The organism is Roseobacter cerffii, assembly GCF_054226325.1.
Genome location: NZ_CM135757.1, coordinates 2773757 through 2800101 on the forward strand (window position 1 = coordinate 2773757; position 26345 = coordinate 2800101).

At 65.3% G+C, this 26345-nt stretch carries 24 protein-coding genes; 9 read left to right on the top strand and 15 right to left on the bottom strand.

Annotation, left to right across the window (positions count from 1 at the left end):
• Window positions 1–5 precede the first annotated feature (5 nt).
• The 7 genes from ACVC7O_RS13495 to ACVC7O_RS13525 form a co-directional block, all read right to left on the bottom strand.
• On the bottom strand, window positions 6–863 hold the full coding sequence (locus ACVC7O_RS13495) for a hydroxymethylglutaryl-CoA lyase (RefSeq protein ID WP_458322636.1): 858 nt from the start codon (window positions 861–863) through the stop codon (window positions 6–8).
• Between the two features lie 50 nt (window positions 864–913).
• Window positions 914–1582, bottom strand: coding sequence for a glutathione S-transferase family protein (locus ACVC7O_RS13500; protein WP_458322637.1), 669 nt, complete (start codon window positions 1580–1582; stop codon window positions 914–916).
• Window positions 1579–3513 (bottom strand): acetyl/propionyl/methylcrotonyl-CoA carboxylase subunit alpha, encoded by a 1935-nt coding sequence (locus tag ACVC7O_RS13505; RefSeq protein ID WP_458322638.1) that lies wholly within the window; start codon window positions 3511–3513, stop codon window positions 1579–1581. Before ACVC7O_RS13505 ends, ACVC7O_RS13500 begins: the two co-directional genes overlap by 4 nt.
• A gap of 3 nt (window positions 3514–3516) precedes the next feature.
• Complete coding sequence (locus tag ACVC7O_RS13510; protein WP_458322639.1) at window positions 3517–4206, bottom strand: hypothetical protein; 690 nt, start codon at window positions 4204–4206, stop codon at window positions 3517–3519.
• Window positions 4203–4625, bottom strand: a complete 423-nt coding sequence (locus tag ACVC7O_RS13515; RefSeq protein ID WP_458322640.1) for an ASCH domain-containing protein — start codon at window positions 4623–4625, stop codon at window positions 4203–4205. Before ACVC7O_RS13515 ends, ACVC7O_RS13510 begins: the two co-directional genes overlap by 4 nt.
• An 85-nt stretch (window positions 4626–4710) precedes the next feature.
• A complete protein-coding gene (locus ACVC7O_RS13520; RefSeq protein ID WP_458322641.1) occupies window positions 4711–6315 on the bottom strand; it encodes a carboxyl transferase domain-containing protein in 1605 nt (534 codons plus the stop codon).
• Between the two features lie 40 nt (window positions 6316–6355).
• Entirely contained in the window at window positions 6356–6673 is a 318-nt protein-coding gene (locus ACVC7O_RS13525; protein WP_458322642.1) for a hypothetical protein, read from the bottom strand.
• 155 nt (window positions 6674–6828) lie between these two features.
• Between ACVC7O_RS13525 and ACVC7O_RS13530 the strand changes: the two genes are divergently transcribed.
• Window positions 6829–7431: an OmpW/AlkL family protein gene (locus ACVC7O_RS13530; protein WP_458322643.1), complete on the top strand. Its 603-nt coding sequence runs from the start codon at window positions 6829–6831 to the stop codon at window positions 7429–7431.
• A gap of 46 nt (window positions 7432–7477) precedes the next feature.
• On the opposite strand, the gene ACVC7O_RS13535 is transcribed toward ACVC7O_RS13530, so the two are convergent.
• The 3 genes from ACVC7O_RS13535 to ACVC7O_RS13545 all read right to left on the bottom strand — a co-directional run bounded on the left by ACVC7O_RS13535 (window position 7478) and on the right by ACVC7O_RS13545 (window position 10639).
• Complete coding sequence (locus tag ACVC7O_RS13535; protein ID WP_458322644.1) at window positions 7478–8641, bottom strand: isovaleryl-CoA dehydrogenase; 1164 nt, start codon at window positions 8639–8641, stop codon at window positions 7478–7480.
• 77 nt (window positions 8642–8718) lie between these two features.
• Window positions 8719–9927 carry a DegT/DnrJ/EryC1/StrS family aminotransferase gene (locus ACVC7O_RS13540; protein WP_458322645.1) on the bottom strand — a complete coding sequence of 403 codons (1209 nt, stop codon included), beginning with the start codon at window positions 9925–9927 and terminating at the stop codon, window positions 8719–8721.
• A gap of 46 nt (window positions 9928–9973) precedes the next feature.
• Window positions 9974–10639, bottom strand: coding sequence for an HAD-IA family hydrolase (locus tag ACVC7O_RS13545; RefSeq protein ID WP_458322646.1), 666 nt, complete (start codon window positions 10637–10639; stop codon window positions 9974–9976).
• Between the two features lie 138 nt (window positions 10640–10777).
• Between ACVC7O_RS13545 and glmU the strand changes: the two genes are divergently transcribed.
• The 3 genes from glmU to ACVC7O_RS13560 are packed head-to-tail and all read left to right on the top strand — an operon-like array spanning window position 10778 to window position 14508.
• Entirely contained in the window at window positions 10778–12130 is a 1353-nt protein-coding gene (glmU, locus tag ACVC7O_RS13550) for a bifunctional UDP-N-acetylglucosamine diphosphorylase/glucosamine-1-phosphate N-acetyltransferase GlmU (RefSeq protein WP_458322647.1), read from the top strand.
• A gap of 2 nt (window positions 12131–12132) precedes the next feature.
• Window positions 12133–13953, top strand: a complete 1821-nt coding sequence (gene glmS, locus ACVC7O_RS13555; RefSeq protein WP_458322648.1) for a glutamine--fructose-6-phosphate transaminase (isomerizing) — start codon at window positions 12133–12135, stop codon at window positions 13951–13953.
• A 3-nt stretch (window positions 13954–13956) separates the two neighbouring features.
• On the top strand, window positions 13957–14508 hold the full coding sequence (locus ACVC7O_RS13560; RefSeq protein WP_458322649.1) for a pyridoxamine 5'-phosphate oxidase family protein: 552 nt from the start codon (window positions 13957–13959) through the stop codon (window positions 14506–14508).
• A 2-nt stretch (window positions 14509–14510) separates the two neighbouring features.
• Here the strand turns inward: ACVC7O_RS13560 and ACVC7O_RS13565 are convergent, their stop codons facing one another.
• Entirely contained in the window at window positions 14511–14987 is a 477-nt protein-coding gene (locus ACVC7O_RS13565; RefSeq protein WP_458322650.1) for a hypothetical protein, read from the bottom strand.
• A gap of 84 nt (window positions 14988–15071) precedes the next feature.
• On the opposite strand from ACVC7O_RS13565, the gene moaA reads away from it, so the two are divergent.
• The 3 genes from moaA to ACVC7O_RS13580 are packed head-to-tail and all read left to right on the top strand — an operon-like array spanning window position 15072 to window position 18444.
• Window positions 15072–16079 (top strand): GTP 3',8-cyclase MoaA, encoded by a 1008-nt coding sequence (moaA, locus tag ACVC7O_RS13570; protein ID WP_458322651.1) that lies wholly within the window; start codon window positions 15072–15074, stop codon window positions 16077–16079.
• Between the two features lie 8 nt (window positions 16080–16087).
• The gene (locus ACVC7O_RS13575; RefSeq protein WP_458322652.1) at window positions 16088–17386 is read left to right on the top strand and encodes a 3-deoxy-D-manno-octulosonic acid transferase; all 1299 of its coding nucleotides are present in this window, start codon (window positions 16088–16090) and stop codon (window positions 17384–17386) included.
• Window positions 17383–18444 carry a glycosyltransferase family 4 protein gene (locus tag ACVC7O_RS13580; protein ID WP_458322653.1) on the top strand — a complete coding sequence of 354 codons (1062 nt, stop codon included), beginning with the start codon at window positions 17383–17385 and terminating at the stop codon, window positions 18442–18444. Before ACVC7O_RS13575 ends, ACVC7O_RS13580 begins: the two co-directional genes overlap by 4 nt.
• On the opposite strand, the gene ACVC7O_RS13585 is transcribed toward ACVC7O_RS13580, so the two are convergent.
• From ACVC7O_RS13585 to ACVC7O_RS13600, 4 genes are all read right to left on the bottom strand, one after another.
• Window positions 18441–19604 (bottom strand): M20 aminoacylase family protein, encoded by a 1164-nt coding sequence (locus ACVC7O_RS13585; RefSeq protein WP_458322654.1) that lies wholly within the window; start codon window positions 19602–19604, stop codon window positions 18441–18443. The genes ACVC7O_RS13580 and ACVC7O_RS13585 overlap by 4 nt on opposite strands.
• A 182-nt stretch (window positions 19605–19786) precedes the next feature.
• Window positions 19787–21133, bottom strand: coding sequence for an NAD(P)/FAD-dependent oxidoreductase (locus ACVC7O_RS13590; RefSeq protein ID WP_458322655.1), 1347 nt, complete (start codon window positions 21131–21133; stop codon window positions 19787–19789).
• 61 nt (window positions 21134–21194) lie between these two features.
• Complete coding sequence (gene argE / locus ACVC7O_RS13595; protein ID WP_458322656.1) at window positions 21195–22358, bottom strand: acetylornithine deacetylase; 1164 nt, start codon at window positions 22356–22358, stop codon at window positions 21195–21197.
• Window positions 22351–24285 (bottom strand): ABC transporter ATP-binding protein, encoded by a 1935-nt coding sequence (locus ACVC7O_RS13600; protein WP_458322657.1) that lies wholly within the window; start codon window positions 24283–24285, stop codon window positions 22351–22353. The genes argE and ACVC7O_RS13600 overlap by 8 nt, the downstream gene beginning before the upstream one ends.
• A gap of 51 nt (window positions 24286–24336) precedes the next feature.
• On the opposite strand from ACVC7O_RS13600, the gene ACVC7O_RS13605 reads away from it, so the two are divergent.
• A complete protein-coding gene (locus ACVC7O_RS13605; protein ID WP_458322658.1) occupies window positions 24337–24561 on the top strand; it encodes a hypothetical protein in 225 nt (74 codons plus the stop codon).
• Window positions 24562–24564: 3 nt separating this feature from the next.
• A complete protein-coding gene (locus ACVC7O_RS13610) occupies window positions 24565–26295 on the top strand; it encodes a peptide ABC transporter substrate-binding protein (protein ID WP_458322659.1) in 1731 nt (576 codons plus the stop codon).
• Window positions 26296–26345: the final 50 nt, after the last annotated feature.

Below are 26345 nucleotides of genomic sequence, written 5' to 3' on the forward strand. Positions count from 1 at the left end.
TTGCCTCAGCGCCCGCGCATCGCCTGCGCCATCTCCGCCGCCGCGTCGATCACGTCAAGGTCGAGCCCCGTCTCGTATCCCAGCTCCGCGAGATGCCGCGCAACCGCCTCGGTGGCCACATTGCCCGCGGCCCCCGGCGCGTAAGGACAGCCGCCCAAACCGCCCACCGCCGCATCGAAAACCCGCACGCCGAGGGTGAGCGAAGTGTCGATATTCTCCAACGCCCGCCCGTGGGTATCGTGATAATGCCCCGCCAAGCGCCCCACCGGCACCACATCGCGCACCGCCAGCAGCATCCGCGCGATGCTGTCCGGCGTGCCCGCGCCAATGGTGTCGCCGAGGCTGATCTCATAACAGCCCATTGCGAAGAGCTTGTCCGCCACCTCGGCCACCGCCGCGGGCGCCACCGCGCCATCGTAAGGACACTCCACCACGCAGGAGACATAGCCGCGCACCGGCAGATCAATATGCCGCGCCTCCTCGAGGATCGGCGCGAACCGCGCCAGGCTCTCGGCAATGGTCGCATTCACATTGGCCTTGGAAAACCCTTCCGAGGCGGAGGCGAAAACGGCTATCTCATCGGCCCCGGCCGCCTTCGCATCCGCAAACCCACGCGGGTTCGGCGTCAGCGCGGCGTAACGCACGCCTTCCGCGCGCGCGATCCCCGCCAGAACCTCCGCGGACCCCGCCATCTGCGGCACCCATTTCGGCGAGACGAAACTCGCCACCTCAATCCGCCGGAACCCCGCGCCACTCAGACGATCGACCAGCGCCACCTTCTCGGCCACCGAAATGTCCCGCGCCTCGTTCTGCAGCCCGTCGCGGGGCCCCACCTCGAATATCTCACACGGTCCCAAACTCATCAGCGCCCCTCCCCTTCACCCTTCCAAAAATACTCAAATCCGACAGCTGCTCACCGGTCCACCGGCCAGGGCGCATAGAACGCCCGGTCGTAGATCCCATCGTCGTCGGGCAAGGCCGCCCGGAACGCCTCCCGCGCCGTGACCCGATCATACCAGGCAGCGGTGGCCGGAAAATCGTCCAGCGTCACGAAGTGCCGCGCCATATAAACCGCCTGCCCCACCGAGATATCCGCCGCCGAAAACCCGCTCGTCAGCAGGTAGTCGCGGCTCTCAATCGGTGTCGACAGGCGCGCCTCGATCGCACTGTAACACTTGCCCACCCGCGCCGCCTCCAGCTTCATCACGATGGGGCTGCGCATGTGATCCTCATAGAGCGCCACATGCTGCTGGGTCAGCGCCGCCGTGTGCTGGCTCACCGTCTCGGCGAAATGCAGCCAGACGAGCCAGCTCATCCGGTCCGGGCTGCCCGGGCTCCGGCCCAGCCCGTCCGGGCTGAACCGCTCGCAGAGATACTGCGTGATCGCACCGGTTTCGAACATCCGCTCTTCGTCGATCTCCAGCGCCGGCACCCGCCCCGCGGGCGAGAGGCTGAGGAATTCTTCACTCCGCAGCGTGCGATCAAAGGGATAGCTGCGCAGCTGGAACTCGACGCCCAGCTCATGCAACAGCCACAGCGTCCGCATCGACCGCGTCTGCGGGCAGTGGTGCAGGACAATCATGCCTCCGCCTCCAGCCGGATGAGCGCGGCCCCCGCCTCGACCTGATCGCCCGTGGTGGCCAGCACTTCCGCCACCACCCCATCGCGGGCCGCGAGCAGGCTGTGCTCCATCTTCATCGCCTCCAGCACCGCCAGCCGGTCGCCCGCTGCAACACTCTGCCCCGGCGCGGCCTCGATGGCCTTCACCAGCCCCGGCATCGGCGCCTCGATCAGATTGCCGTCACCCGCCGCGCCCGCCGCCTGATCCAGCAGATCGACGATCTCGAACGTGAGCCCATAGTGATCAAAAACCGTGACGATAGCCCTGTCCACCGCCACCGCCGGTTGCGGCACGCCATCCACCTGCCAGCGACCGCCGATACGCTCCGCCACAACCTCCTGATCACCCACATGCCACCGCTGCTGCACCGGCGACAGCACCTCGACGGTCAGATCATGCACCTCACCCTGCGCAACCAGCGACACGGCCCGCCGCAAGGGCTGCCAAAGGGTGAAGCCTGCCATGTCGGTCAGGTCGAACAGCTCCAGCGCCGCCATCCCGGCCACGGCCAGATGGCGTGGCGCGACCTCCTGCACCAAGGTCAGCGCGTCGAGATCCCGCGCGATCAGCCCGGTGTCCACCTCGCCGCGCCCAAAGCCCGCATGCCCGGCCAGCGCCCCCAGAAACGCCAGATTGGTTACCGTGCCGCCCACCTCCGTACCCGCCAGCGCCGCCGACAGCCGGTTCAACGCCACCGCCCGCGTGGGCCCGTGCACAATCACCTTCGCGATCATGGGGTCGTAAAACGGGCTGATCGTATCGCCCGCCCGCACACCGCTGTCCGCGCGCACCCCCTCCGGAAAACGCAGATGGCTCAGCGTGCCCGTCGCGGGCAGGAACCCTGCTGGCACATCCTCCGCGTACAGCCGCGCCTCAAACGCATGGCCCGAAATCGACAGCGCCTCCTGCGGCATCGGCAACCCCTCGCCCGCGGCCACGCGCAGCTGCCATTCGACCAGGTCGATCCCGGTGATCGCTTCCGTCACCGGATGCTCCACCTGCAGCCGCGTGTTCATCTCCATGAAGAAGAACCCATCAGTCGACAGCCCGCCCGAGCCATCGACAATGAACTCCACCGTGCCCGCACCCGCATAGCCAATCGCCTCCGCCGCGCGCACCGCCGCGGCACCCATCGCCGCGCGCATCTCTTCGGTCATGCCCGGCGCGGGCGCCTCTTCGATCACCTTCTGATGCCGCCGCTGCAGCGAACAGTCGCGCTCGAAAAGATGCACGGCGTGCACCCCATCGCCAAAGACCTGCACTTCGATGTGGCGCGGCTGGCTGACGAATTTCTCCACCAGAACATCCGCATTGCCAAAGGCCGTCTGCGCCTCGCCGCGCGCCGAGGCCAAAGCGGCGGCAAAATCCCCCGCATGCTCGACCAAGCGCATCCCCTTGCCGCCGCCACCCGCCACGGCCTTGATCAGCACCGGATAGCCGATTGCCTCCGCCTCGGAGGCCAGCAACGCATCATCCTGATCGGCACCATGATAGCCCGGCACCACCGGCACACCGGCCTCGACCATCAGCGCCTTGGCCGCGTCCTTCAGACCCATCGCCCGGATCGCCGATGCCGAGGGCCCGATGAACGTGAGCCCCGCCGCCTCCACCGCCTCCACGAACTCCGGGTTCTCGCTCAAAAACCCATAGCCGGGATGGATCGCCTGTGCGCCTGTGTCGAGCGCCGCCTGAATGATCACATCGCCGCGCAGATAGCTCTCCGCCGGGGCGGCGCCGCCGATATGCACCGCCAGATCCGCCATCGCCACATGTTTGGCGCCCGCATCCGCGTCCGAATAGACGGCGACGCAAGAGACACCCATGCCCTGCGCCGTCTCCATCACCCGACAGGCGATCTCGCCCCGGTTGGCAATCAGAATCCTGTCAAACATATCTCACCACCATGACCCCGAGGTCCCGTCTTCCAAATGGTGCCGCACGTAGGCTGGCAGCGGCCAGGCGTCATAGTCCACGCCCGTGAGACGTCCCGGCGGCCCACCACGCCACGCGTGGCGATAGAGCTCCATGTGCAGCTTGATCTCGATCTGCGCCAACGCGCTGTCCACCTTGCCCTTGGTTTCCTCGATGCCCGCTTCGAGCTTCTGCGTGTCCGTCTTCTGCCGCGTCCAGCTGGCCGGCAGGATCTGCCCCAGCACCTTGGTCCCCGCCGAGACCGCGACGAGCAGCACAAGGTTCGACAACATGCCGGGCAGCGAGGGCGCGGCGATGTCGCGAAAGAACCCCGGCAGCCCGCCGAACCAGCCGCGCTTCGCCTCAGGCCGCGCCGCCAGTTCCGCCCGCGCCAGATCGAACTCCTGCGCAAAGCTCTCGCGGAACTGCCGCGCAAAGGCGCGCCGATTGAAATCCGAGCGCCCGGCCCAGAGCGCCAGTTTGGGCCGCACGAACCAGCCCTGCCGCGACTGCTCCACGAACTCTTCAAAATCGAAGATGAAGAAGTAATCCTCCGCATCCGGCGAATTGTGAATGAGGTAGACGGGCAGCGCGACCTCGCGCCCCAGCTTGGGCAGGCTCAGCCCGCTGACCGCATCGGTGATCCGGTCGCCCAGCCCCTTGATGCCCTTCATCCGCCCGCTCCGACATCCTCGATCACCTCGAAGCGCTCCCAGATCAGCTTCATGTCCGGGGCGAAGATGCCATGACGCGTGAAGTAGTCCTTGTGATCGGCCTGCCAGCCCTGCAGCGTCTCGTTCTCGCCTTCGGCCAGCGCCATCTCCTCGGTGATCGTGTCCCAGGTGGTCTCGCGCAGCTCCAAGGTTTCGATGACAAACGCGGGCACCCCATCGGCATCCAGAACGATGTCCCGCCGCCCGATCTCCGGAGCCTCCTGTGCGCCCGCCTCGATATCGGCCACCGCCGAACAGGTCGCGCGCTTAGCGCCTGAGCGCACCAATTCCGTTAGCACGGCGATCAGCTCCGGCGTGTCGCCGAAACTGAACACCTCCGCACCTGGATACCGTTTTTTGAGCTCCTCAAGCGTTACCATATCCTTGTCCTTCCGCGCGCTGCGCACCGACGTGATACCGACGTTTTACCGACGCGATACAGACAGGTCACCGACGCGCTTCTCCTCACATCCGGAAAACGCCGAACCGCGTCTCCTCGATGGGCGCATTCAGCGCCGCCGAGAGCGACAGGAAGAGCACATCGCGGCTCTTGCGCGGGTCGATCACCCCGTCATCCCAGAGCCGCGCCGAGGCATAGAGCGGGTGGCTCTGCCGCTCGAACATCTCGATGGTCGGCTGCTTGAACGCCGCCTCCTCCGCGTCGCTCCAACTCTCGCCCGCGCCCTCCATGGCGTCACGTTTCACGGTGGCCAGAACCCCCGCCGCCTGCGGCCCGCCCATGACCGAAATCCGCGAATTCGGCCAGGTCCACATGAAGCGCGGAGAGTAGGCCCGGCCGGCCATTCCGTAGTTCCCCGCTCCGAAGGAGCCGCCCACCAGCATGGTGATCTTGGGCACCGCTGTCGAGGCCACGGCGGTCACCATCTTGGCCCCATGCCGCGCGATCCCTTCGTTCTCATACTTCCGCCCGACCATGAAGCCGGTGATATTTTGAAGGAAAACCAAAGGGATGCGACGCTGCGAGCAAAGCTCGACGAAATGGGCGCCCTTCTGTGCGCTCTCCGAAAAGAGCACGCCGTTGTTCGCGATGATCCCGATGGGGCAGCCTTTCAGATGCGCAAACCCCGTGACCAGCGTCTCGCCAAAGCGTGGCTTGAACTCGTCAAACCGCGAGCCATCGACCAGCCGCGCGATCACCTCGCGAATGTCGTAAGGCGTGCGCAGATCGCTCGGCACGACACCCAGAATTTCCTCCGGGTCATAGGCGGGCTCTTCCGGGCTCTGCCACTCTACGGTCGCCGGTTTCGAGCGGTTCAGCGCGCCCACGGCCCGGCGGGCCAGACTCAACGCATGGGCATCATCCTCGGCCAGATAATCCGCGACCCCGCTCAGCCGCGTGTGCACATCGCCGCCGCCCAGGTCCTCGGCGCTCACCACCTCGCCCGTTGCCGCTTTCACCAAAGGCGGTCCGGCGAGGAAGATAGTCCCTTGATCCCGCACGATAATTGTCACATCCGACATCGCGGGCACGTAGGCCCCACCGGCGGTGCAGGAGCCCATCACCACCGCAATCTGCGGGATGCCCATCGCCGACATCCGCGCCTGATTGTAGAAGATGCGCCCAAAGTGATCGCGGTCCGGGAAGACCTCATCCTGATTGGGCAGGTTCGCCCCACCGCTGTCCACCAGATAGATGCAGGGCAAATGGTTCTCCTGCGCGATCTCCTGCGCGCGCAGGTGCTTTTTCACGGTCATCGGATAATAGGTGCCGCCCTTCACAGTGGCGTCATTGCAGACCACCATGACCTCCTGCCCCTGGATCTGCCCCACACCTGCGATCACCCCCGCACAAGGCGCCGCGCCATCGTAAAGCCCGTGCGCTGCCGTGGCGCCCACTTCCAGAAACGGGCTGCCAGGGTCCAGCAGGTTTGCAACCCGCTCGCGCGGCAGCATCTTGCCCCGGCTCACATGCCGCGCGCGCGACCGCTCACCACCCCCCATGGCCGCCGTCTCCGCCGCCGCCGCGATCTCTGCCAGCGCAGCCAGATGGGCCGCGCGATTGGTCTGAAACACTTCCGAGGAGGGCAGCGCCTGCGATCTCAGTTTCATGCCAACCTCTTCTCTTGACGCAACATGTCACGCGCGCCCATCACGCCTCCGGCGCATCGGTGGCGGGCACCGGCACTGGCACCGACACCAGCCGACCAAAGCGATCGACCGGGTAGTCGTACCGCGCCTCCGTACCCAGACAGCGGACCACGATCCAGACGCCGGTTTGCTGCCCCGGCACCGCCGCGCAATCGGTCAGCCGCGCCGTGGCCCCGCCCTCGGCCAGATACCGTTGCGCATAGGTGTTGATGACATCCGTTTCGGTAATCGTCGCAGCGATCCAACCCCAGCGGAACGCCCAAACCGCCCCCGCGAGGATCAGGATCGCCAGAGGCGCGAACCACACCCATCTCGGCATCAGTTTCGCGCACCACAGCCCTCCGATCCGGTGGGCACGCCCCCCTGCGGCGTTTTCGCGCAGGCACCGGCACAGCGCTGTTGATCTGTATCAATGCGGTAGCAATCCGCGAGGCGCATGAACTGTGCGAACTCGATAACGGAAGGAAAAAACCAATGAGAGTCACAGTCAAAACCCTCCTTCTGAGCAGCGCCCTTGCGGTCTGCGCTCTGCCTGCTTTTGCACAGTCCCAAGGCGATCTGACCTTCGGGATCGGTGTTGGCAGCGTGAACCCAAAATCGGGCAACGGCACCGTTGCGAACGTCGAAGCGGACATTGCCAGCGACGAGGCGATCACCCTGACCCTGGAATACTTCATCCGCGACAACATCGGCATCGAATTGCTCGCAGCGACCCCATTTGAACACGATATCAACCTGCCGGGCGTCGGCACCGCGCGCACCAAACACCTGCCGCCGACCCTCTCGGTGAACTATCACTTCACCAACGCGAGCCCCTGGAAGCCTTATGTGGGCTTGGGCATCAACTACACCACCTTCTTCGAGGAAGAACTCGGAACCAACACACTCGAGCTCGATGATTCCTTTGGCATCTCCGCGCAGGTGGGTGTCGACTACAAGATCAGCGACACCGGATGGTTGCGGGCCAACATCCGCTGGTTCGACATCGACACCGATGCGTCTCTGAACGGCGCGGATATCGGCACCGCCGAGATCGACCCGTTCCTCTTCGGTGTCGCCTACGTGCACAAATTCTAGAACAGGAAAGGTGCTGGCGTGGGTTGATCCGATTTCCCCCATCGGGTCAACCCATCGCCGCCATCAACTCGCGGCCCACGAGCATGCGCCGAATCTCTGAGGTCCCCGCGCCGATCTCCATCAGCTTGGCATCCCGGAAAATCCGCGCCACGGGGCTGTCGTTCAGAAAGCCCGCGCCGCCCATCGCCTGCACTGCCTGATGCGCCTGTTTCATCGCCTCTTCCGAGGCATAAAGACAGCAGGCCGCCGCATCCTGTCGCGTCACATCCCCCCGGTCACAGGCCTTGGCCACCTCATAGACATAGGCGCGGGCGGAGTTCATCGCCGTATACATATCCGCGATCTTGCCCTGCATGAGCTGGAAGCTCCCGATGGGCTGGCCGAACTGCTTGCGTTCACTGAGATACGGCATGATCGCATCGAGGCAGGCCGCCATAATACCGGTGCCGATCCCCGCCAGCACCACGCGCTCATAGTCGAGGCCCGACATCAGGACGCGCACGCCCTTGCCTTCCTCACCCAGCACATTCTCGAAGGGCACCTCGACGTCTTCGAAGATCAGCTCGGCGGTGTTCGACCCGCGCATCCCCAGCTTGTCGAAATGCGGCGAGGTGGAAAACCCGGTCATCTCCTTTTCGATGAGAAAGGCGGTGATCCCCTTTGATCCTGCGTCGGGGTCGGTCTTGGCATAGACCACCAGCGTGTCCGCATCCGGACCGTTGGTGATCCAGTATTTCATGCCGTTGAGCCGGTAGTGATCGTTGCGCTTCTCCGCGCGCAGCTTCATCGAGACCACGTCTGAGCCCGCGCCCGCCTCCGACATCGCCAGGGCGCCCACATGCTCCCCGGAAATCAACCCGGGCAGGTACTTCTCTTTCTGCTCATGGGTCCCGTTCAGCTTGATCTGGTTCACACAGAGGTTCGAATGCGCGCCGTAGGACAGCGAGACCGAGGCGCTCGCCCGCGCGATTTCCTCAATGGCCACCGTATGCGCGAGGTAGGACATGCCCGCGCCGCCGAAGTCTTCCTCGACCGTGATGCCCAGCAGCCCCAGCTCGCCCATCTCGGGCCAAAGCTCTGGCGGGAAAGCGTTTTTCGCATCGATCTCGGCGGCCATAGGGGCCACGCGATCCTGCGCCCAGCGGTGCACGACCTCGCGCAGCGCGTTCACATCCTCGCCCAGATCGAATGCCATGGTGGCCATGAACATCGCGCGGACCTCCCCTCAGATTTATTGAACACGCGTTCATTAATGTCACAGCAGGCGGAACCGGTCAAGCGGGCGGCCTATTCTGCCGCGGTCGAGTGCTCTTGATAGACGGCGCCCACTTCGGCCCGGATGATCCGGGCGATCAGGTCGCAGTCCTCCAGCGAAAATGTCAGCGGCACGCGCATGTCCAGGATGCCCGCCAATACCCGGTCCGAGGCGGGCATGGGCGGGCCTTCGGCATAGCGCCAGCTGTCATATCGGCTGGTGAAACCCACCGGCTCCGCGCCGCCGAACCACTTCAGCTCCACGCCGCGCGCCGCACAGCGCGCGACAACCTGCTGGACATCCGCCGCAGCCCAGTCGAGCAGCAGCACTTGGATGGATGAGCCCACGATGGTCTCTGCCTCGGGGCGTTCAATCACGGTCAGCCCCGGCGTCCCGCGCAGCCCCGCCTCCAGCCGACGGTAGCGCTCGTTCCAGCGCGCGCATTGCGTGGCAAGGTCCGCCACCTGCGGACGCAGGATCGCCGCACGCAGGTTGTCCATGCGGCCCGAGATATTCGGCGTCTCGTAGCGAATGGTCTCGAAGGCCTCTTTCGGCGGCGCCGCCAGATGCCGCTCGTAGAGCATGTAGGAGCCCGACAGCATCACCGCCCGCGCCGCAACCTCAACGTCATCGGTAACCAGAAATCCGCCCTCGCCCGAGTTTACATGCTTATAGGTCTGGCAGGAATAGCAACCAGCGACCCCGTGCCTCCCCGAGGGCACACCGTTCCAAGCCGCCCCCATCGTATGCGCGCAATCCTCGATCACCTTGATGCCTGCGCTGTCACAGATCTCCATCAGGGCATCCATGTCGCAGATATGCCCTCGCATGTGGCTGAGCAGCAGCACCCTGGCCCGGCCCGCCTTGGCGCGCAGGTCGTCGAGATCAATCGTCAGGTCTTCGGTCACGCCGACGAAGACGGGCTTTGCGCCCAAAGCAGCAATCGCCCCAGGCACCGGCGCCAGCGTAAAGGCGTTGGACAGCACAGGATCGCCTGGTTTGACACCAACCGCGCGCAAAGCTGTCGCCATGGCGTAGCCGCCCGACGCAACGGCAAGGCAGTATTTCGCCCCGACCGTTGCCGCGAATTCTTGCTCCAGCAGTGCGGTCTCGCTGATCTCATCCGGCACGGTGTTATAGCGGTGCAACCGCCCGTGGCGCAGTACCGCCAGCGCCGCCTTAATCCCGGCTTCTGGGATCGGCTCCTGCTGGGTGAAACTGCCTTTGAAAATCTCTGTCATCTGGTGCCCTCGCTCAAGAGGACCTTGCAGGGGACGGCGGGTCCGGTCAAGCCAGCAGGCGGTCGACCAGCGCAGGCAATGCGGCATAGTCATCAAGCAAGCCCTCGGGCTCCAGCGCCGCCATATCACCGCCCGCCGGACCAAAGGTCACCAGCACACAAGGCACCGATGCGGCCCGCGCCGTGTTGCGGTCCGTATCGGAGTCCCCAATCAGCACACAGCGCGCGGGATCACCACCTGCCCGCCGCGCCGCCTCGAAGAGCGGTTCGGGGTCGGGCTTGCGCACCGGCAGCGTGTCGGCGCCCACAAGGGCTGCAAACGCGTCGCGTACCCCCAACCGCTGCAGCAAGGTCTCGGCCAGACCCTCCGGCTTGTTGGTACAGATGCCGACGCCATAGCCCGCACCCTTCAACAGCTCGACCGCTTCCATCGCGCGGGGATACATCCGCGTATGCACGTCAATCGCCGCGCCATAGGCTTCCAGCAACACCGGATAGTAGTGATCAATCGTCGCGCGGTCCTCTGCGCGCCCCAGCCGTGCCATGCCCAGCGTCAGCATCGCGCGCCCACCGCGCAACGCTGTCCCTGCGTCCTGAACCGGGTCCAGCACATCGCCTGCACCCATCTCGCGAAAACAGGTATTGGCCGCCGCAATCAAATCCCCGCTGGTATCCGCAAGCGTCCCGTCGAGATCGAAGATCACCGTTTTCATCACTGCTCCCCGGTCTTGGTCTGCGCAAGACATCGCCTAGCCATGTTGCAGGCCGCAACCTTCTTTGATGGGTCTGCGCCTTGCACCGCTGCGCCAGACGGATAAAGAGGAGCGCAGCAGAATACAAAGAGAAACGACATGACAACCGCTCTGGTCATCCTGGCCGCAGGCAAAGGCACACGGATGAACTCGGACCTGCCAAAGGTCCTGCACCCCCTCGCGGGTGCGCCGCTTCTGGTCCATGCGATGCAGGCGGGCGCAAGCCTCGCCCACGAACGCACGGTGATCGTCGCGGGCCATGGGGTCGCGCAGGTCCGCGAGGCCGTGCTCGCCCATGACGAAACGGCGCAGGTCGTCGAGCAGACCGAACAGCTCGGCACGGCCCACGCGGCGGCCCAGGCGCGCGCGGCGCTCGATGGATTCGAGGGCACGGTGATCGTGCTCTTCGGTGACACGCCCTTTGTGCGGCCCGAGACATTGCAGACGATGATCGACGCGCAAAAGACCCACGACGTGGTCATTCTCGGCTTTGAAGCGGCAGATCCCGGGCGCTATGGGCGGCTCGTCATGCAGGGCGACACACTGGAGCGTATTGTCGAGTTCAAGGACGCCAGCGAGGCCGAACGCGCGATCACCTTCTGCAACAGCGGCGTTGTGGCCTGCCGCGCCGACCTGCTCTTCGAGCTGATCGACGCCGTCGACAACGACAATGCGGCAGGTGAGTACTATCTCACTGCCCTGCCCGGCCTCGCACGGGCACGTGGGCTCAGCGCCACAGCGGTCACCTGCGATGAAAGCGAAACGCTGGGCATCAACACACGGGCCGAGCTGGCCGGGGCCGAGGCCGCCTTCCAGGCCCGCGCCCGCGCGCAAGCCTTCGAGGATGGTGTCACCCTGCCCGCCCCCGAGACCGTGCAGTTCGCCTTCGACACTGTGATCGGGCGCGACACCCTTGTAGAGCCCAACGTGGTTTTCGGCCCGGGTGTCACGGTGGAATCCGGCGCCACGATCCGCGCGTTTTCGCATCTGGAAGGCTGCCACGTCGCCCGTGGCGCCATCGTCGGCCCTTATGCCCGGCTGCGCCCCGGCGCGGAGCTGAGCGAGAACACCCGCATCGGCAATTTCGTTGAAGTGAAGAACGCGCAGATTGGCGCAGGCACCAAGGTGAACCACCTCAGCTACATTGGCGATGCAACGCTGGGCGCCAAAACCAACATCGGTGCGGGGACCATCACCTGCAACTATGACGGCGTGCTGAAGCACCATACCGACATCGGCGATGAGGTCTTCATCGGCTCGAACACCATGCTGGTGGCGCCTGTCTCCATCGGCGACCGTGCCATGACGGGCAGCGGCTCGGTCATCACCTCGGACGTGGAGCCCGAGGCGCTCGCCATATCTCGCGCACCGCAGGTCGAAAAACCGGGCATGGCCACCAAATTGTTGACAATTCTAAAGGCCAAGAAGGCCAAACTCCAAAGAGGCAGCTGAAAATGTGTGGAATTGTGGGGGTGCTGGGCAGTCACGAAGCCGCACCGATTCTCGTCGAAGCGCTCAAGCGTCTTGAATATCGCGGCTATGACAGCGCGGGTATTGCAACGGTTGAGGACGGCATTCTCGACCGGCGTCGTGCCGTCGGCAAACTGGTCAACCTCTCGGACCTCCTGGTGCACGAGCCGCTGACGGGCAAATCCGGGATCGGACACACCCGTTGGGCCACCCATGGCGCACCAACAGTCAAGAACGCCCATCCGCATCAGGCAGGGCGCGTGGCCGTCGTGCACAATGGTATCATCGAGAATTTTCGCGAGCTGCGTGCGGAACTCGCCGAGCACGGTGTGACCTTCGTGACGCAGACCGACACCGAAACCGTCGCGCTCTTGACCGAACACTACATGACACAGGGCATGGGCCCCGTGGATGCAGCGAAGAAAGCGCTCGGGCGGCTGCACGGGGCATTTGCGCTGGCGTTCCTTTTCTCGGGCGAGGACGATCTGATCGTCGCCGCCCGCAAAGGCTCGCCGCTGGCCATCGGCCATGGCGAGGGCGAGATGTATGTGGGCTCGGACGCGATTGCGCTCGCGCCGTTGACCGACCGGATCAGCTATCTTGAAGAGGGCGACTGCGCGGTTGTGACCCGAGAAGGCGTCGAAATTCGCGATGCCAACGGCAGTCTCGCCAACCGCCCCGTCAAGACAGTCCAGATCGGCGACACGCTGATCGACAAAGGCGGGCACAAACACTTCATGGCAAAGGAGATCGCCGAACAGCCCACGGTGATCGGCCAGGCGCTCAGCAACTATCTCGATCACGAGGGTAACATTCACCTGCCCGACCCGGGCGTGGATTTCTCCAAGATCGAGCGGCTCACCATGGTGGCCTGCGGCACCGCCTATTTCGCCTGTCTCACCGCGAAATACTGGTTCGAACAGATCGCGCGCCTGCCCGTTGACGTCGATGTCGCCTCCGAGTTCCGATACCGCGAACCGCCCGTTCCCGCGGGCACCAACGCGCTCTTTGTCAGCCAGTCGGGCGAGACTGCCGACACCCTCGCTGCCCTGCGCTATTGCGAGGGCAAGGCCGACCGCATCCTCTCGGTGGTAAACGTGCCCGAAAGCTCCATTGCCCGCGAAAGCGATCTGGTGATGCCGATCCACGCGGGCGTGGAGGTCGGCGTGGCTTCGACCAAGGCCTTCACCTGCCAGCTCACCGTGCTCTTCATCCTCGCGCTGAAAGCCGCGCAGGACCGGGGCGAGATTGACGCCGAGACCCTCGCCGATCACCTCTCGGCCCTGCGCGGCATTCCCAGCGTGATTGCCACAGCACTTGAGGCCAACAAGGAAATGCAGAAGGCCGCCCTCCGCCTCGCCGAAGCGCGCGACGTGCTCTTCCTGGGACGCGGGTTAATGTATCCGCTCGCTCATGAGGGCGCGCTCAAACTCAAGGAAATCAGCTATATCCACGCCGAAGCCTACGCGAGCGGAGAGTTGAAACACGGCCCAATCGCGCTCGTCGACAAATATGTGCCCGTGGTGGTGATGGCGCCGCGCGATGCGCTCTTTGACAAGACCGTCAGCAACATGCAGGAGGTCATGGCGCGCAAGGGCCGGGTGATCCTCGTCTCCGACCGCCAAGGGCTGGACGAGGCTGGCGAGGGCGCCTTCGCCACCATCGAGCTGCCCAGCGTGCCGGATGTGCTGACCCCGATCCTCTATGCGATCCCCGCGCAGCTGCTGGCCTATCACACCGCCGTCGCCAAAGGCACCGACGTGGACCAGCCGCGCAACCTTGCCAAATCCGTCACGGTGGAGTGAACCATGGCCAAGCAATTCGACCAACTCAGCGACGTGCTCACCCGTTTTATCGAAGCGCAGCACATCTTCTTCGTGGGCACCGCCGGGCCCGAGGGGCGCGTGAACGTCTCACCCAAGGGCATGGACAGCTTGCGCGTGCTTGGCCCGAACCGCATTGCCTGGCGCAACCTCACCGGCTCGGGCAATGAGACGGCCGGGCATCTGGCCCAGATCAACCGCATGACACTCATGTGGTGCGGGTTCGAGGCCAAGCCGATGATCCTGCGCACCTATGGGAGCGCCCGCACCCTGCATCCGCGTGATGCGGATTTTGCCGCGCTGAACGCGCTCTTCCCCGCTTCCCCCGGCGCCCGGCAAATCTATGACCTCGACATCGACCTGGTGCAGACGAGCTGCGGTTTTGCCGTGCCCTTCATGGACTACGCAGGCGAGCGCGATGTTCTGAAAGACTGGGCCGAGGGCAAGGGCGCCGAGGGCGTTGCGGAGTACTGGGAAACCCGAAACCAGCAGACCATTGACGGCGCGCCGACTTTCATCACCGACGCCAAGCCCTAGGCTCAGCCCGTCACGTCAACGGTTACCAGATCGGCCAGGCTGACCTCCAGCGCCCGCATCGCCGAGAGGGACAACCGGCTGCCTGCCGTGGGTGGCCCCTCAATCGGGATCAGCGTCACCGCGACCGATTTGCCCGTGCGCGGGTCCCGGACGCGCCCCGACGCCTCGGCCGAGACCAGCGGCGTTTTCAGCCAGAACCCCGGTTCCGCCGGGCTACCGAGCGAGGCCACGGTTTGGCCCAACGCCCGCCCGGAACCACCTGTGCGGGTCGCCGCAACCCGCTCTGCCGCGGAGGATTGATCGAGGCTCTCGACCGTCTGGGCCGCACCCGTCGGCAAGGTCTGGCTCTGCTCCAACGGCGCGCGCGGGGACTCGGGCGCAGCGCTCCCGCCCCCGAGGGCGAGATCAAGCTCGGCGCATGCGGCAAGGCCCAGCAGCCCGCCCGCCAAAGTCACCCGAAAACCGATACGACCGTACATACCCCGTCTAAACCACAGCAGCCATATCGCATCAATGGCGTTAACCTCTTGCTGCGCCTTGCGCAGATCATTACCTATTGAGATATGACCGCGCCTTTGATTGATCCCTTTGCCCGCGCCATCACCTACCTCCGGGTCTCGGTGACGGATCGCTGCGATTTCCGCTGCGTCTACTGCATGTCCGAGAACATGACCTTCCTGCCAAAGAAGGAGCTGCTGACGCTGGAAGAGCTCGACCGGCTCTGTTCCACCTTCGTGGGCCTCGGCGTCGAGAAGCTGCGCATCACCGGGGGCGAGCCGCTGGTGCGCAAGGGGATCCTGACCTTCTTCCAGAGTATGTCGCGCCACCTTGATGCAGGCACGCTCAAAGAGCTAACGCTCACCACCAACGGCAGCCAGCTCGAACGCTTCGCGGATGATCTCTATGCCGCGGGCGTGCGCCGCGTGAATGTCTCGCTCGACACGCTCGACGAGACCAAATTCGCCGAGATCACCCGCTGGGGCCGCCTGCCCCAGGTGCTGCGCGGGATCGACGCCGCCCAAGCCGCAGGCATGCGCGTGAAGCTGAACGCCGTCGCTCTCAAAGGCTTCAACGAGGCCGAACTGCCCAGCATGACCGAATGGTGTGCGGAGCGCGGCATTGATCTGACATGGATCGAGGTCATGCCCATGGGCGACATCGGCAATGAAGACCGGCTGGGCCAATACTGGTCGCTGAAGGACGTGCGCGCGCGCTATGCCGAGCACTACACGGTCACCGACCTCGCAGAACGCACCGGCGGCCCCGCGCGCTACGTGCGGCTGGAAGAGACGGGGCAGAAGATCGGCTTTATCACCCCGCTCAGCCACAATTTCTGCGAAAGCTGCAACCGGGTGCGGATCACCTGCACCGGCGAGATCTACATGTGCCTCGGACAGGAAGACATGGCCGACCTGCGCGCACCGCTGCGCGCCCACCCGGAGGACAACGGCCCGCTCGAAGACGCAATCCGCGCCGCCATCGCGCTCAAACCCAAGGGCCATGACTTCGACTACTCCCGCCAGCGTCTCGACGGCCAGATGCCCCGGCACATGAGCCACACAGGCGGCTGACACACCCCATGCGCGCCCCGCCGCTCTATTACCTCTACGTGGCGGCGACCCTGCTGCTGGCGCCCTTCGCCGCCTGGGCCACGATCCGAAAACTGCGCCAACATGGCGTGCCGGCGTTGCGGGCGCATGAGAAGATGGGGCATGCCAGCCAGCCCCGCATGGGTGGTGGACAGCTGATCTGGTTCCACGCGGCCTCTGTCGGCGAAAGCCTCTCGGTGCTGGCGCTGATCGCCAAGATGGGTGAGCTCTTGCCACGCGCGCAGTTCCTGATCACCTCGGGCACCGCCACCTCGGCCAAGCTGGTGGCCGAGCGGATGCCGCCGCGCACCACGCATCAGTTCGCGCCCCTCGATGCACGCGGCCCGCTGCAGCGGTTTCTGAAACAATGGCGCCCGGATGCGGCGATCTTCGTGGAAAGCGAGCTCTGGCCGCTGATGCTGCGCATGACACGAGAGCGCGGCACGCCCATGGCGCTGGTCAACGCGCGGCTGAGCGCAAAGTCCCGTGCGGCCTGGGCCCGCCATGCGGGGCTCGCTGCCTACATTCTCGATGTCTTTGACCTGATCCTGACGCAGAACGACGAGATGGCACAGGCGATGGTCGCCATGCATGCCCCCGCCGACCGGGTGGCGCGGGGCACCAATCTGAAGTCTCTCTCCGCCCCCCTGCCCACCGATCCCGCCGTCCTCGCCCAGGCCCGCGCCGCGCTCAAGGGGCGGCCCGTCTGGGTCGCGGCCTCGACGCACCCCGGCGAAGAAGAGATCGTGCTCACCGCCCACGCGACCCTGCGCGAGACGCACCCAGATCTTGCGCTGATCCTCGTGCCGCGCCATCCCGACCGCAGCGGCGAGGTGGCAGAGTTGATCACCCGCGCCGGGCTCAGCTTTGCGACCCGCTCCAAAGAGGAGCTGCCGCGGGGCAATGAGGCCGTCTATCTCGCCGACACGTTGGGCGAGCTTGGCAATTGGTATGCGCTGACCGATCTGGTGTTTCTTGGCGGGTCGCTGAAACCCATTGGCGGGCACAACCCCTTCGAGGTGGTACAGGCCGAGGCCGCCGTGCTCTCAGGGCCGCATGTGAGCAGCTTTGCCGAGACCTATGCCGAGATGGAGGCCAAGGGCGCCGCGATCCTGGTGCAGGACGCGCCCGAGCTCGCCGCCGCCGTTGCCGACGTGCTCGACACCGCTGCAACCCGCCACAAGGCGCTCGCGGCAGCGGAAAGCTTCGTGCAGGACCGGTCGAAGGCGCTTGGCGGCATCGCGTCACGGCTGATCCACATCCTGAAGCTCGAGGAGGACATCCGATGACCGGCCCCGCGCTGCGCGACATCGAGGTGATCGCGCCCAACTTCAAGCGGCGGCTGTCGGGTGTGACGGCGACGATCATCCGGCTGGTACCGATCCAGTCGCGCGACATTGCCATCGCTGCGACGGGCCCGGTGCTGCCCGAGCACGTGCCGCAGGTGCCGCTCTCGGCGCTGCCCTGGATGTCGCGGCGTGGGCCAAACGGCTGGCGCGTCTGGCACGCCCGCCGCAATGTCGAGATGATCGGCGGGCTGGCGCTGCGGTATGTGCTCGGCAAGCGGCTGAAGCTGCTCTTCACCTCCGCCTCGCAACGCAAGCAGACCGGGCTTACCCGGTGGCTGATCCGGCGCATGGATGCGGTGGTCGCCACCTCGGACAAGACCGCGAGCTATCTGGAAGGCCCCTCGCAGGTCATTATGCATGGCATTGACATCAAAGGGTTTTCGCCCAGCAACGACCGCAGCGCCTTGCGCAAACGTCTCGGCGTGGCCGATGCCGGGCCGGTGATCGGCTGTTACGGGCGGATCCGGGCGCAAAAAGGCACCGATGTCTACGTACACGCGATGATCGGTCTCCTGAAGGACCACCCCACCGCCACGGCGCTGTTGATGGGCCGTGCCACGGCAGAGCATCGCAGCTTCGAGGAGGGTTTGCGCGCGCAGGTCGCCGAGGCGGGGCTCGCCGGCCGATTGCGCTTCATGCCCGAGGTGCCGCCGGAAGCCATGGCCGATTGGTACCGCATTCTCGATCTCTATGTGGCTCCGCAACGCTGGGAAGGCTTCGGCCTCACCCCGATCGAAGCCATGGCCTGCGGCTGCCCGGTGGTGGCAACACGCGTCGGGGCTTTTGAATCGCTGGTGGTGGAGGGCGAGACGGGAATGCTGGTCGAGGCGGGTGATCCCGAGGCGATCCGGCAGGCCGCCGATCACATCCTGTCGGATCCAGAACGGCTGGCACAGTGGTCGCGGCAGTCACGCCAGCACGTGGAAGACAACTTCTCCATCGAAACCGAAGCCGCCACGCTGGTGGCGCTTTATCGGCGGCTGTTGGACGAAGGTTAGGCCGCTGGCAACCGCTGCTCGACGATCTCGGCCCACCAGCTGCAGCCGGCGGGGATCGCGTCGTCGTTGAAATTGTACTCCGGATGGTGCACCGCCGCACTTGGCCCATTGCCCACCAGAATGTAAGCACCGGGGCGCTCTTCGAGCATGAAGGCAAAGTCTTCGCCGCCCATGACCAACGGCGCCTCTTCACAATCGCCCGACACATCCGCGGCCACCTTCGCGGCAAAGGCCGTTTGCTCCTCATGGTTCGTCATGACCGGGTAGTTGCGCACGTACTCCACCTTGGCCGTGGCGCCAAAGCTCTCGGCCACCCCCTGCGCCAGCTTGGTCAACCGCGTCTCGGCCAGATCGCGCATCTCCGGGGTCAGTGTCCGCACCGTGCCTTTCAGCGTCACACGCTGCGGGATCACGTTGAACGCCTTCGACGAGGTCTCAAACGAGGTCACCGAGACCACGACCTGCTCCACCGGGTCGGCGTTGCGGCTCGCGATGGTCTGCGCGGCGATCACGATGTGGCTCGCCACCACGGTGGTGTCGATGGTCTCATGCGGTTTCGCCGCGTGCCCACCAAGGCCCTCGACCTCGATCTCGAACACATCCGTCGCCGCGAAAAACGCGCCGGGCCGGATCGAAAAGCTGCCGAGCGGCTTGCCCGGCCAATTGTGCATCCCATAGATCTCCTGGATGCCGAAGCGCTCCATCATGCCGTCCTCGCACATCTCGCGCCCCCCGGCGCCACCCTCTTCGGCGGGCTGGAAGATGACCACCGCGGTGCCATCGAAATTGCGCGTCTCGGCAAGGTATTTCGCCGCACCGAGCAGCATCGCGGTATGCCCGTCATGGCCGCAGGCATGCATGGCCCCCGGCGTCTTCGAGGCATATGGCACGCCCGTCTGCTCCAGGATCGGCAGCGCATCCATGTCCGCACGCAGCCCAACGACCTTGCCCGAGCTGTCGGATTTGCCCTTGATCACCCCCACGACACCGGTGCGCCCGATGCCGGTGACCACCTCGTCACACCCGAAGGCCTGCAGCTTTTCGGCCACGAGGGCGGAGGTACGATGCGTGTCAAAGAGCAGTTCGGGATGCTCATGCAAATCCCGTCGCCACGCGGTGATCTCATCGTGCAATTCGGCAAAACGGTTCTTCACGGGCATGGAAAATCTCTCCTTGAGATGGCGTGAGGCCATGGGGATAGCAGGGGGCGCACGGGCACCGACACGCTGCGGTCAGAGACAATGCGACGGGCAGAAGGTTGAACGATTCTGGCCGCTTGGCTTATCTTATCGCGCCGTCCGACAGCTTCAACCCGAAGCTGAATATGCCGCACCGGCCCGCGTCAAAGCGCCGGTCCCAGCCGCATCGGGCTGCCATCCGTAAAGCGGCTGAAGCGAAACCGCGTGAGATCATGGCCCGGCGGATGGCCTTGTGCCAGATCGGCGAGAATGCGGCCCATCGCGGGCCCGATGCCAAAACCGTGGCCGCTCATGCCCGTCCCGAGCGTCAGGCCGGGCAGCGCCGCGACTCGGTCCACCACCGGTACAACATCGGGCATGGTGTCAATCATACCGGCCCAGCTCCGCGCGATCTCGAAACGCGGCAACCCGGGGAACAGGGACGCGAAGGCGCCGGTGAGCTGGCGGACCTTGCGTGCATTGGGCGCCGGGTCCAGCACGCGCTGCGCCTCGAAGGGGCTCATGTCCTCGCCCGACCAGCGGCGTGGCGTGCGCCAGGCATCGGGATAGCCCTTGGGCGCGGCCGGCAGAAACCGGGTGCCAAAGGGCTCTGCCTTCAGCTGCGTGAGGTACTTCGGCACCGCGCGCAGCGCATCCCAGCCGAGGAAAAGCTCATGAAACCCACCCGCCGCCAGCGTATAGCCCCCGTCCTGACGCGGGCGGAAGGCCAGTGTCGCATCCGCCATGCCACCCGGTGCGACCTCGGGCAACGCCGTTGTCGTGGCCACGGTGGCGCGCACCGACAGCTGCGGCAGCGACACGCCATGATTGCGCAAGAACAGCGCCGACCACGCGCCGCCCGCCAGCACCACCTCCGGCGCTGCAACCCGGCCCTGCTCGGTCACCACACCCGCCACCCGCCCGGCGGCGATATCGAGACAGCGCACCGCGCAGTTCTCGATGATCTGCGCGCCGGCGCGCGCGGCAAGCTCGGCCAGCGCGGGCACCGCGACCCAGGGCTCAGCGCGCAGGTCGGACGCGGTGTGCAGAGCGCCCAGATAGGATTTCGACGCAGCGGGCAGCAGCGCGGCGGTCTCAGCGCGGGTCAGCAGCCGCGTGTCCACACCCTGCGCCTGCGCATGCGGCACCCAATCGGCATAGCGCGCCATCTCTGCCTCGGTCTGCGCCAGATAGGTCACACCGCCCTGCACAAGACCGATGTCGCGGTTGGTTTCGGTGGCCAACTGGCGCCAGTGCCGGTTCGCCTCCACCATGATGGGTAACTCGTCCGGGTCGCGGCCCTGTTGCCGGATCCAGCCCCAGTTGCGGCTGGATTGCTCGCCCGCGATGCGGCCTTTCTCCAGGAGCACAACGGACCGACCTGCCCGGGCGAGAAACAGCGCCGTGCTCACCCCGATGACGCCGCCGCCGATCACAACCACATCCGCCGCCTCCGGCACGGCGGCGGCAAAGCGCACCGGCGTGTCGATGGAGATCGGGACCGCGCTCACATGCGGCCCCGGCGCCGGGTGGCCTGAAAGCCCAACCCACCTGTCAGAGGCACGCGGTCGCTCACGTCCCGAGCTGGGTCACCAGGCGGCGCATGAAGTGCTGCCCCGCCTCGAACTCGGCCACAGAGATATACTCGTTGGGCTGATGCGCCTGCGCGATGTGACCAGGGCCGCAGATCACTGCGGAGTAGCCCGCCTGCTGGAACTGCCCGGCCTCGGTGCCATAGCTGACCACATGGGCCGCGTTGTCGCCGGTGATCCCGCGCACCAGCGTCTCGGCCTCGCCGCCCACTTCGGGCTCCAGCGCGGGCACGTCAAAGCGCGGCGTGATCGCTATGCGGGTATCCGGCACAACCGCCTGCATCTCGGCCTCGACCTCGGCGACGCGCGCCCGGTACCGCGCTTCCCAGGCCTGCTTGTCCTCGCCCGGCACCACGCGGAAATCCATCGCGAAATGGCAATCCTTCGCGGTGATGTTATGCGCCGTGCCACCCGAGATCATGCCCACATGCACGGTGGTGAAGGGCGGATCGAAAAGTGCTGCGATATCCGGCGGCTCGTCGGTCTGATTGGCCGCGTTCATGCGGTTCGCCCAATCCACCAGCTTGGCGCCATACATCACCGCATTCACACCGCGATCCATCAGCGAGCTGTGCACTTCGAACCCCTGCACATGCGTGTCGAACCCGCAGCCACCCTTGTGCCCCGAGACCGCACGCATGCCCGAAGGCTCGCCGATAATCGCCGCACTGCCCTTCGGCAAGACCGGCTGCATCGCCTCGATCATCGGGGGCGCGCCGGTACAGCCGACCTCTTCGTCGAAGCTCAGCGCGATCTGCAGGGGGCGTTTGACGCCCGCGTGATGCGCCTCGACCAGCGCCCAGATCGCCAGCGCATCGAAGCCTTTCATGTCGCAGGTGCCGCGTCCGAAATAGCGCCCATCCTTCTCGACCACCTCGAAGGGGTCGGTGTCCCAGGGCTGACCATCGACCGGCACCACATCGGTGTGGCCAGACAGCACGACGGCCCCCTCTTCCCACGGCCCCACATGTGCAAAGAGCGCGGCCTTGGGTTGCGCGGGGTCGGTGTAGCGATGCGCAGTGATGCCGTGCGTGCCGAGATACTCCTCGACCCAATCCACCAGCGGCAGGTTCGTGTCGCGGCTCACGGTCGGAAACGCCACCAACTGGCGCATGATCTCCAGCGGCGTCAGGCGGTCAGTCATAAAGGCGGCGTCCGCCCGCTCCTTCCGCCTCGTCCTGCCCTTCGCGCAGGCGGTTTTCCACCTCGACGATGGCATCGCTGCGATCATATCCGCTGTCGGTCACCAGCACCATATGGCCGGGCTCCACCTCGCGGTAGATCGAGGCCTCGGGCTCGTAGCCCGCGGGGTGGATCGGCGAGGGAATCGGCTTGAAGTTGAGCTCGCTCTCATCCTTGCGCTGGCGCGGATCAGCGATGGGCACCGCCTTCATCAGCGCCTGCGTATAGGGATGCTGCGGGTTCTCGAAGACCCGCGCGCGCGGCCCCATCTCGACGATGCGGCCAAGATACATCACGCCCACGTGGTGGCTCACCCGCTCCACGACCGCCATGTCGTGGCTGATAAAGAGGAAGGAGAGCCCCAATTCAGCCTGCAACTCCATCATCAGGTTCAGCACCTGCGCCTGCACCGACACGTCGAGCGCCGAGACCGCCTCATCCGCGATGATCAGCTTGGGGTTCAACGCGAGCGCCCGGGCAATCGCCACCCGCTGGCGCTGCCCGCCCGACAACTCATGCGGATAACGGCGCATGAAGCTGCGCGGCAACTCGACCCGGTCAAAGAGCATCGCGACACGATCGCCGACCTCCTTGCCCTTCAGGGTGCCATAGTTGTGGATCGGCTCCGCCACCTGATCCGCCAACTGCATCTGCGGGTTCAGCGAGGCGAAGGGATCCTGGAAGATCATCTGCATGTCGAGCCGTGCGCGTCGCAGCTGCGCCTGATCCAGAGCCATGATGTCGGTGCCGTCGAGATTGACCTCGCCCGACAGCGGATCGACCAGCCGCAGGATCGAGCGGCCCGCCGTCGACTTGCCGCAACCGCTCTCGCCCACCAGACTCAGCGTCTGGCCCTTATTCAGCGTGAAAGACAGATCCTCGACCGCATGCACATTCGCCACCGTACGGCGGAAGAAGCCGCCCTTGACCGGAAAGCGCGTGGTCAGGTTCTTGACCGAGAGCAGCACCTCGTCCGTGCCGGGGATCGGCTTGATCTCGGCGCCCGGCTTGCCGAGCAGCTTCATCGGCTCGGGCGCCGCCTTGCCGCGCATCTCGCCGAGCTTCGGCACGGCGGCCAGCAGTGCCTTGGTGTAGGGGTGCTGCGGGCTCTCGAAGATCTGCTCGACCGGGCCTTCCTCGACCTTGTTGCCGCGGAACATGACCACCACCCGGTCGGCCATCTGCGCCACCACGGCCATGTCGTGGGTGATGAACATCACCGCCGTGCCAGTCTCGCGCTTGAGCCGGTCCATCAGCGCCAGGATCTCCGCCTGAATGGTCACGTCCAGCGCTGTGGTCGGTTCATCGGCGATCAGCAGGCGCGGCTTGCAGGCCAGCGCCATGGCGATCACAACGCGCTGCCGCATGCCGCCCGAGAGCTCATGCGGGTATTGATCGAGCCGTCGCTCGGGCTCGGGGATGCGCACCTCGCGCAAGAGCTCCAGCGCGCGCGCGCGCGCCTGCGATTTGCTCATGTCCTTGTGCAGCCGCAGCCCTTCGGTCAATTGCCGCCCGACGGCGAAGACGGGGTTCAGCGCCGTCATCGGCTCCTGAAAGATCATCCCGATCTCATTGCCGCGGATGTGGCGCATCTCCTCGCCGCTGGTTTTAGCCAGGTCGATATCCGCGCCGCCGGGCCGGTCAAACCAGAGCTGCCCGCCTGTGATCTCGCCACCGCCGAACTCCACCAGCCGCATCAGAGAGAGCGACGAAACCGACTTGCCCGATCCGCTTTCGCCCACGACACAGACCGTCTCGCCCGGGTTGATGTCAAAGGACACATCCTCGACGCCCACCACCGGCCCGTCCTTGGTCTGGAACTCAACCCGCAGACCTTTCAGCCGCGCAATCGGCTCCGGGCCGCCGCCCTGGTGTTCCTGATCCAGCATCGCCGCTCCTGATATTTGCGTTTTTTCGACGCTATGCTCAAGGCGATGGCAGTGTCAAACCCGCAGCCCGCTGCTTTCCATCAGGTCACCCATCACAAGGGTTGCTTTTTCCGCAAAAGCTGCTTCGATGGGCATATGCATCTGGGGGGTCAGGTGAAAAACAGCGTTCTTGGATCGAGTTACACGACGGTCTTCATCTCCCCCAAAGACAGCACTCAGGGCGCTTCGTCGGAGAACGTGGCGCTTACCGGCATTGATATGTCCAACATGGAGTAGAACATGAAACTCAGAACCCTATTGATGGGGGCCATCGCAACGACAGCCTGTGCGCCCGCGGTCTTTGCGGATGGCCATGAAGGGGACCGTGGCCGAGATGGTCAGCTCAACATCATCTACTGGCAAGCACCTTCGACCCTGAACCCGTTTCTGTCTGGCGGCACCAAGGAAAACGAAGCAGCCAGCCTTGTTCTGGAATCGCTCGCGCGCTTCAACGAGGCCGGCGAGATGGTCCCCTGGCTGGCAGAGGATATCCCGACGGTCGAAAACGGCGGCGTTGCCGAAGACCTGACCTCGATCACCTGGACGCTGAAGGAAGGCGTGGTCTGGTCCGATGGTTCGGCGCTGACCGCCGACGATCTGATCTTCACCCATGAGTATTGCACGCACCCCGAAAGCGGCTGTGCCGGGGTAAGCTATTTTGACGGTGTCGCCACGGTCGAGGCCGAGGGCGAGCGCGGTGTCAAGATCACCTTCGACGCGCCGAAGCCCTTCCCCTACACCGCCTTTGTGGGAGCGGAATCCCCGATCCTGCAGAAGGCGCAGTTCCAGGATTGCCTTGGCGCCCGCGCGCCGGAGTGCACCGAGGCCAACTTTGGCCCGATCGGCACCGGCCCCTTCGTGGTCAGCGACTTCCGGCCCAATGACGTGATCACCTATGTGGCCAACGAAAACTTCCGCGAAGAGGGCAAACCCGCCTTTGCGACCGTAACCTTCAAGGGCGGTGGTGATGCGGCGGCGGCGGCGCGCTCGGTGCTTGAGACCGGCGAGTTCGACTACGCCTGGAACCTGCAGCTGGCCCCCGATGTGCTGGACCGGATGGAAGCGGTGGGCAAAGGCACGGTCGTGGCCGCCTACGGCACCTCCGTGGAGCGTCTGCACCTCAACCAGACCAACCCCGACCCAGCACTGGGGCCGGACAAGCGCTCGGTCTTCATGAATGGCGAGAATGCGCACCCCTTCCTCACCGACCCGAAAGTGGGTCAGGCCCTCTCAATGGCGATTGACCGCGAGCTGATCGTCGAGGTCGGCTATGGTGCCGGTGGCCAGCCCACCTGCAACGTGCTGCCCGCGCCTGCGCTCTATGCCTCGGACAAGAACGACGGCTGCCTCGTGCAGGACATCGACGGCGCCAACGCTCTGCTGGATGAGGCTGGCTGGGTCGACACCAATGGAAATGGCATTCGCGACAAGGATGGGGTCGAGCTCTCGGTACTCTACCAGACATCCACCAACGCCGTGCGTCAGGACACCCAGGCGCTAATCAAGGACTGGTGGAGCCAGATCGGTGTCGAAACCGAGCTGCGCAACATCGATGCCTCGGTCTTCTTTGGTGGTGACCCGGGCTCGCCCGACACGTTCCAGAAGTTCTATGCCGACATCGAGATGTACACCAACAACTTCGCCGGCGTGGACCCCGAGGCCTATATGGCGAACTGGCTCTGCTCGGACATCCCGACTCCCGCCACCCAGTGGCAGGGCTCGAACATCCAGCGCTTCTGTGATCCCGAGTACGATGCGCTGGTCGAGAAGATGTCGGTGACCGCCGATCTCGAAGAGCGCGGCGCCCTGGCCAAGCAGATGAACGACATGATCATGCAGAGCTACTCGATCATCCCGCTTGTGCACCGCGGCAACCCCTCGGCCCATTCCAACACGCTAGGCGGCGTCAAGATGTCGGACTGGGATTCGGAGCTGTGGAACATCGCGGACTGGTATCGCATCAAGAATTGATGCGATACCGGGGGCGCCGGGCGGGGCGGGCTGAAGCCCGCCCCGCCCGG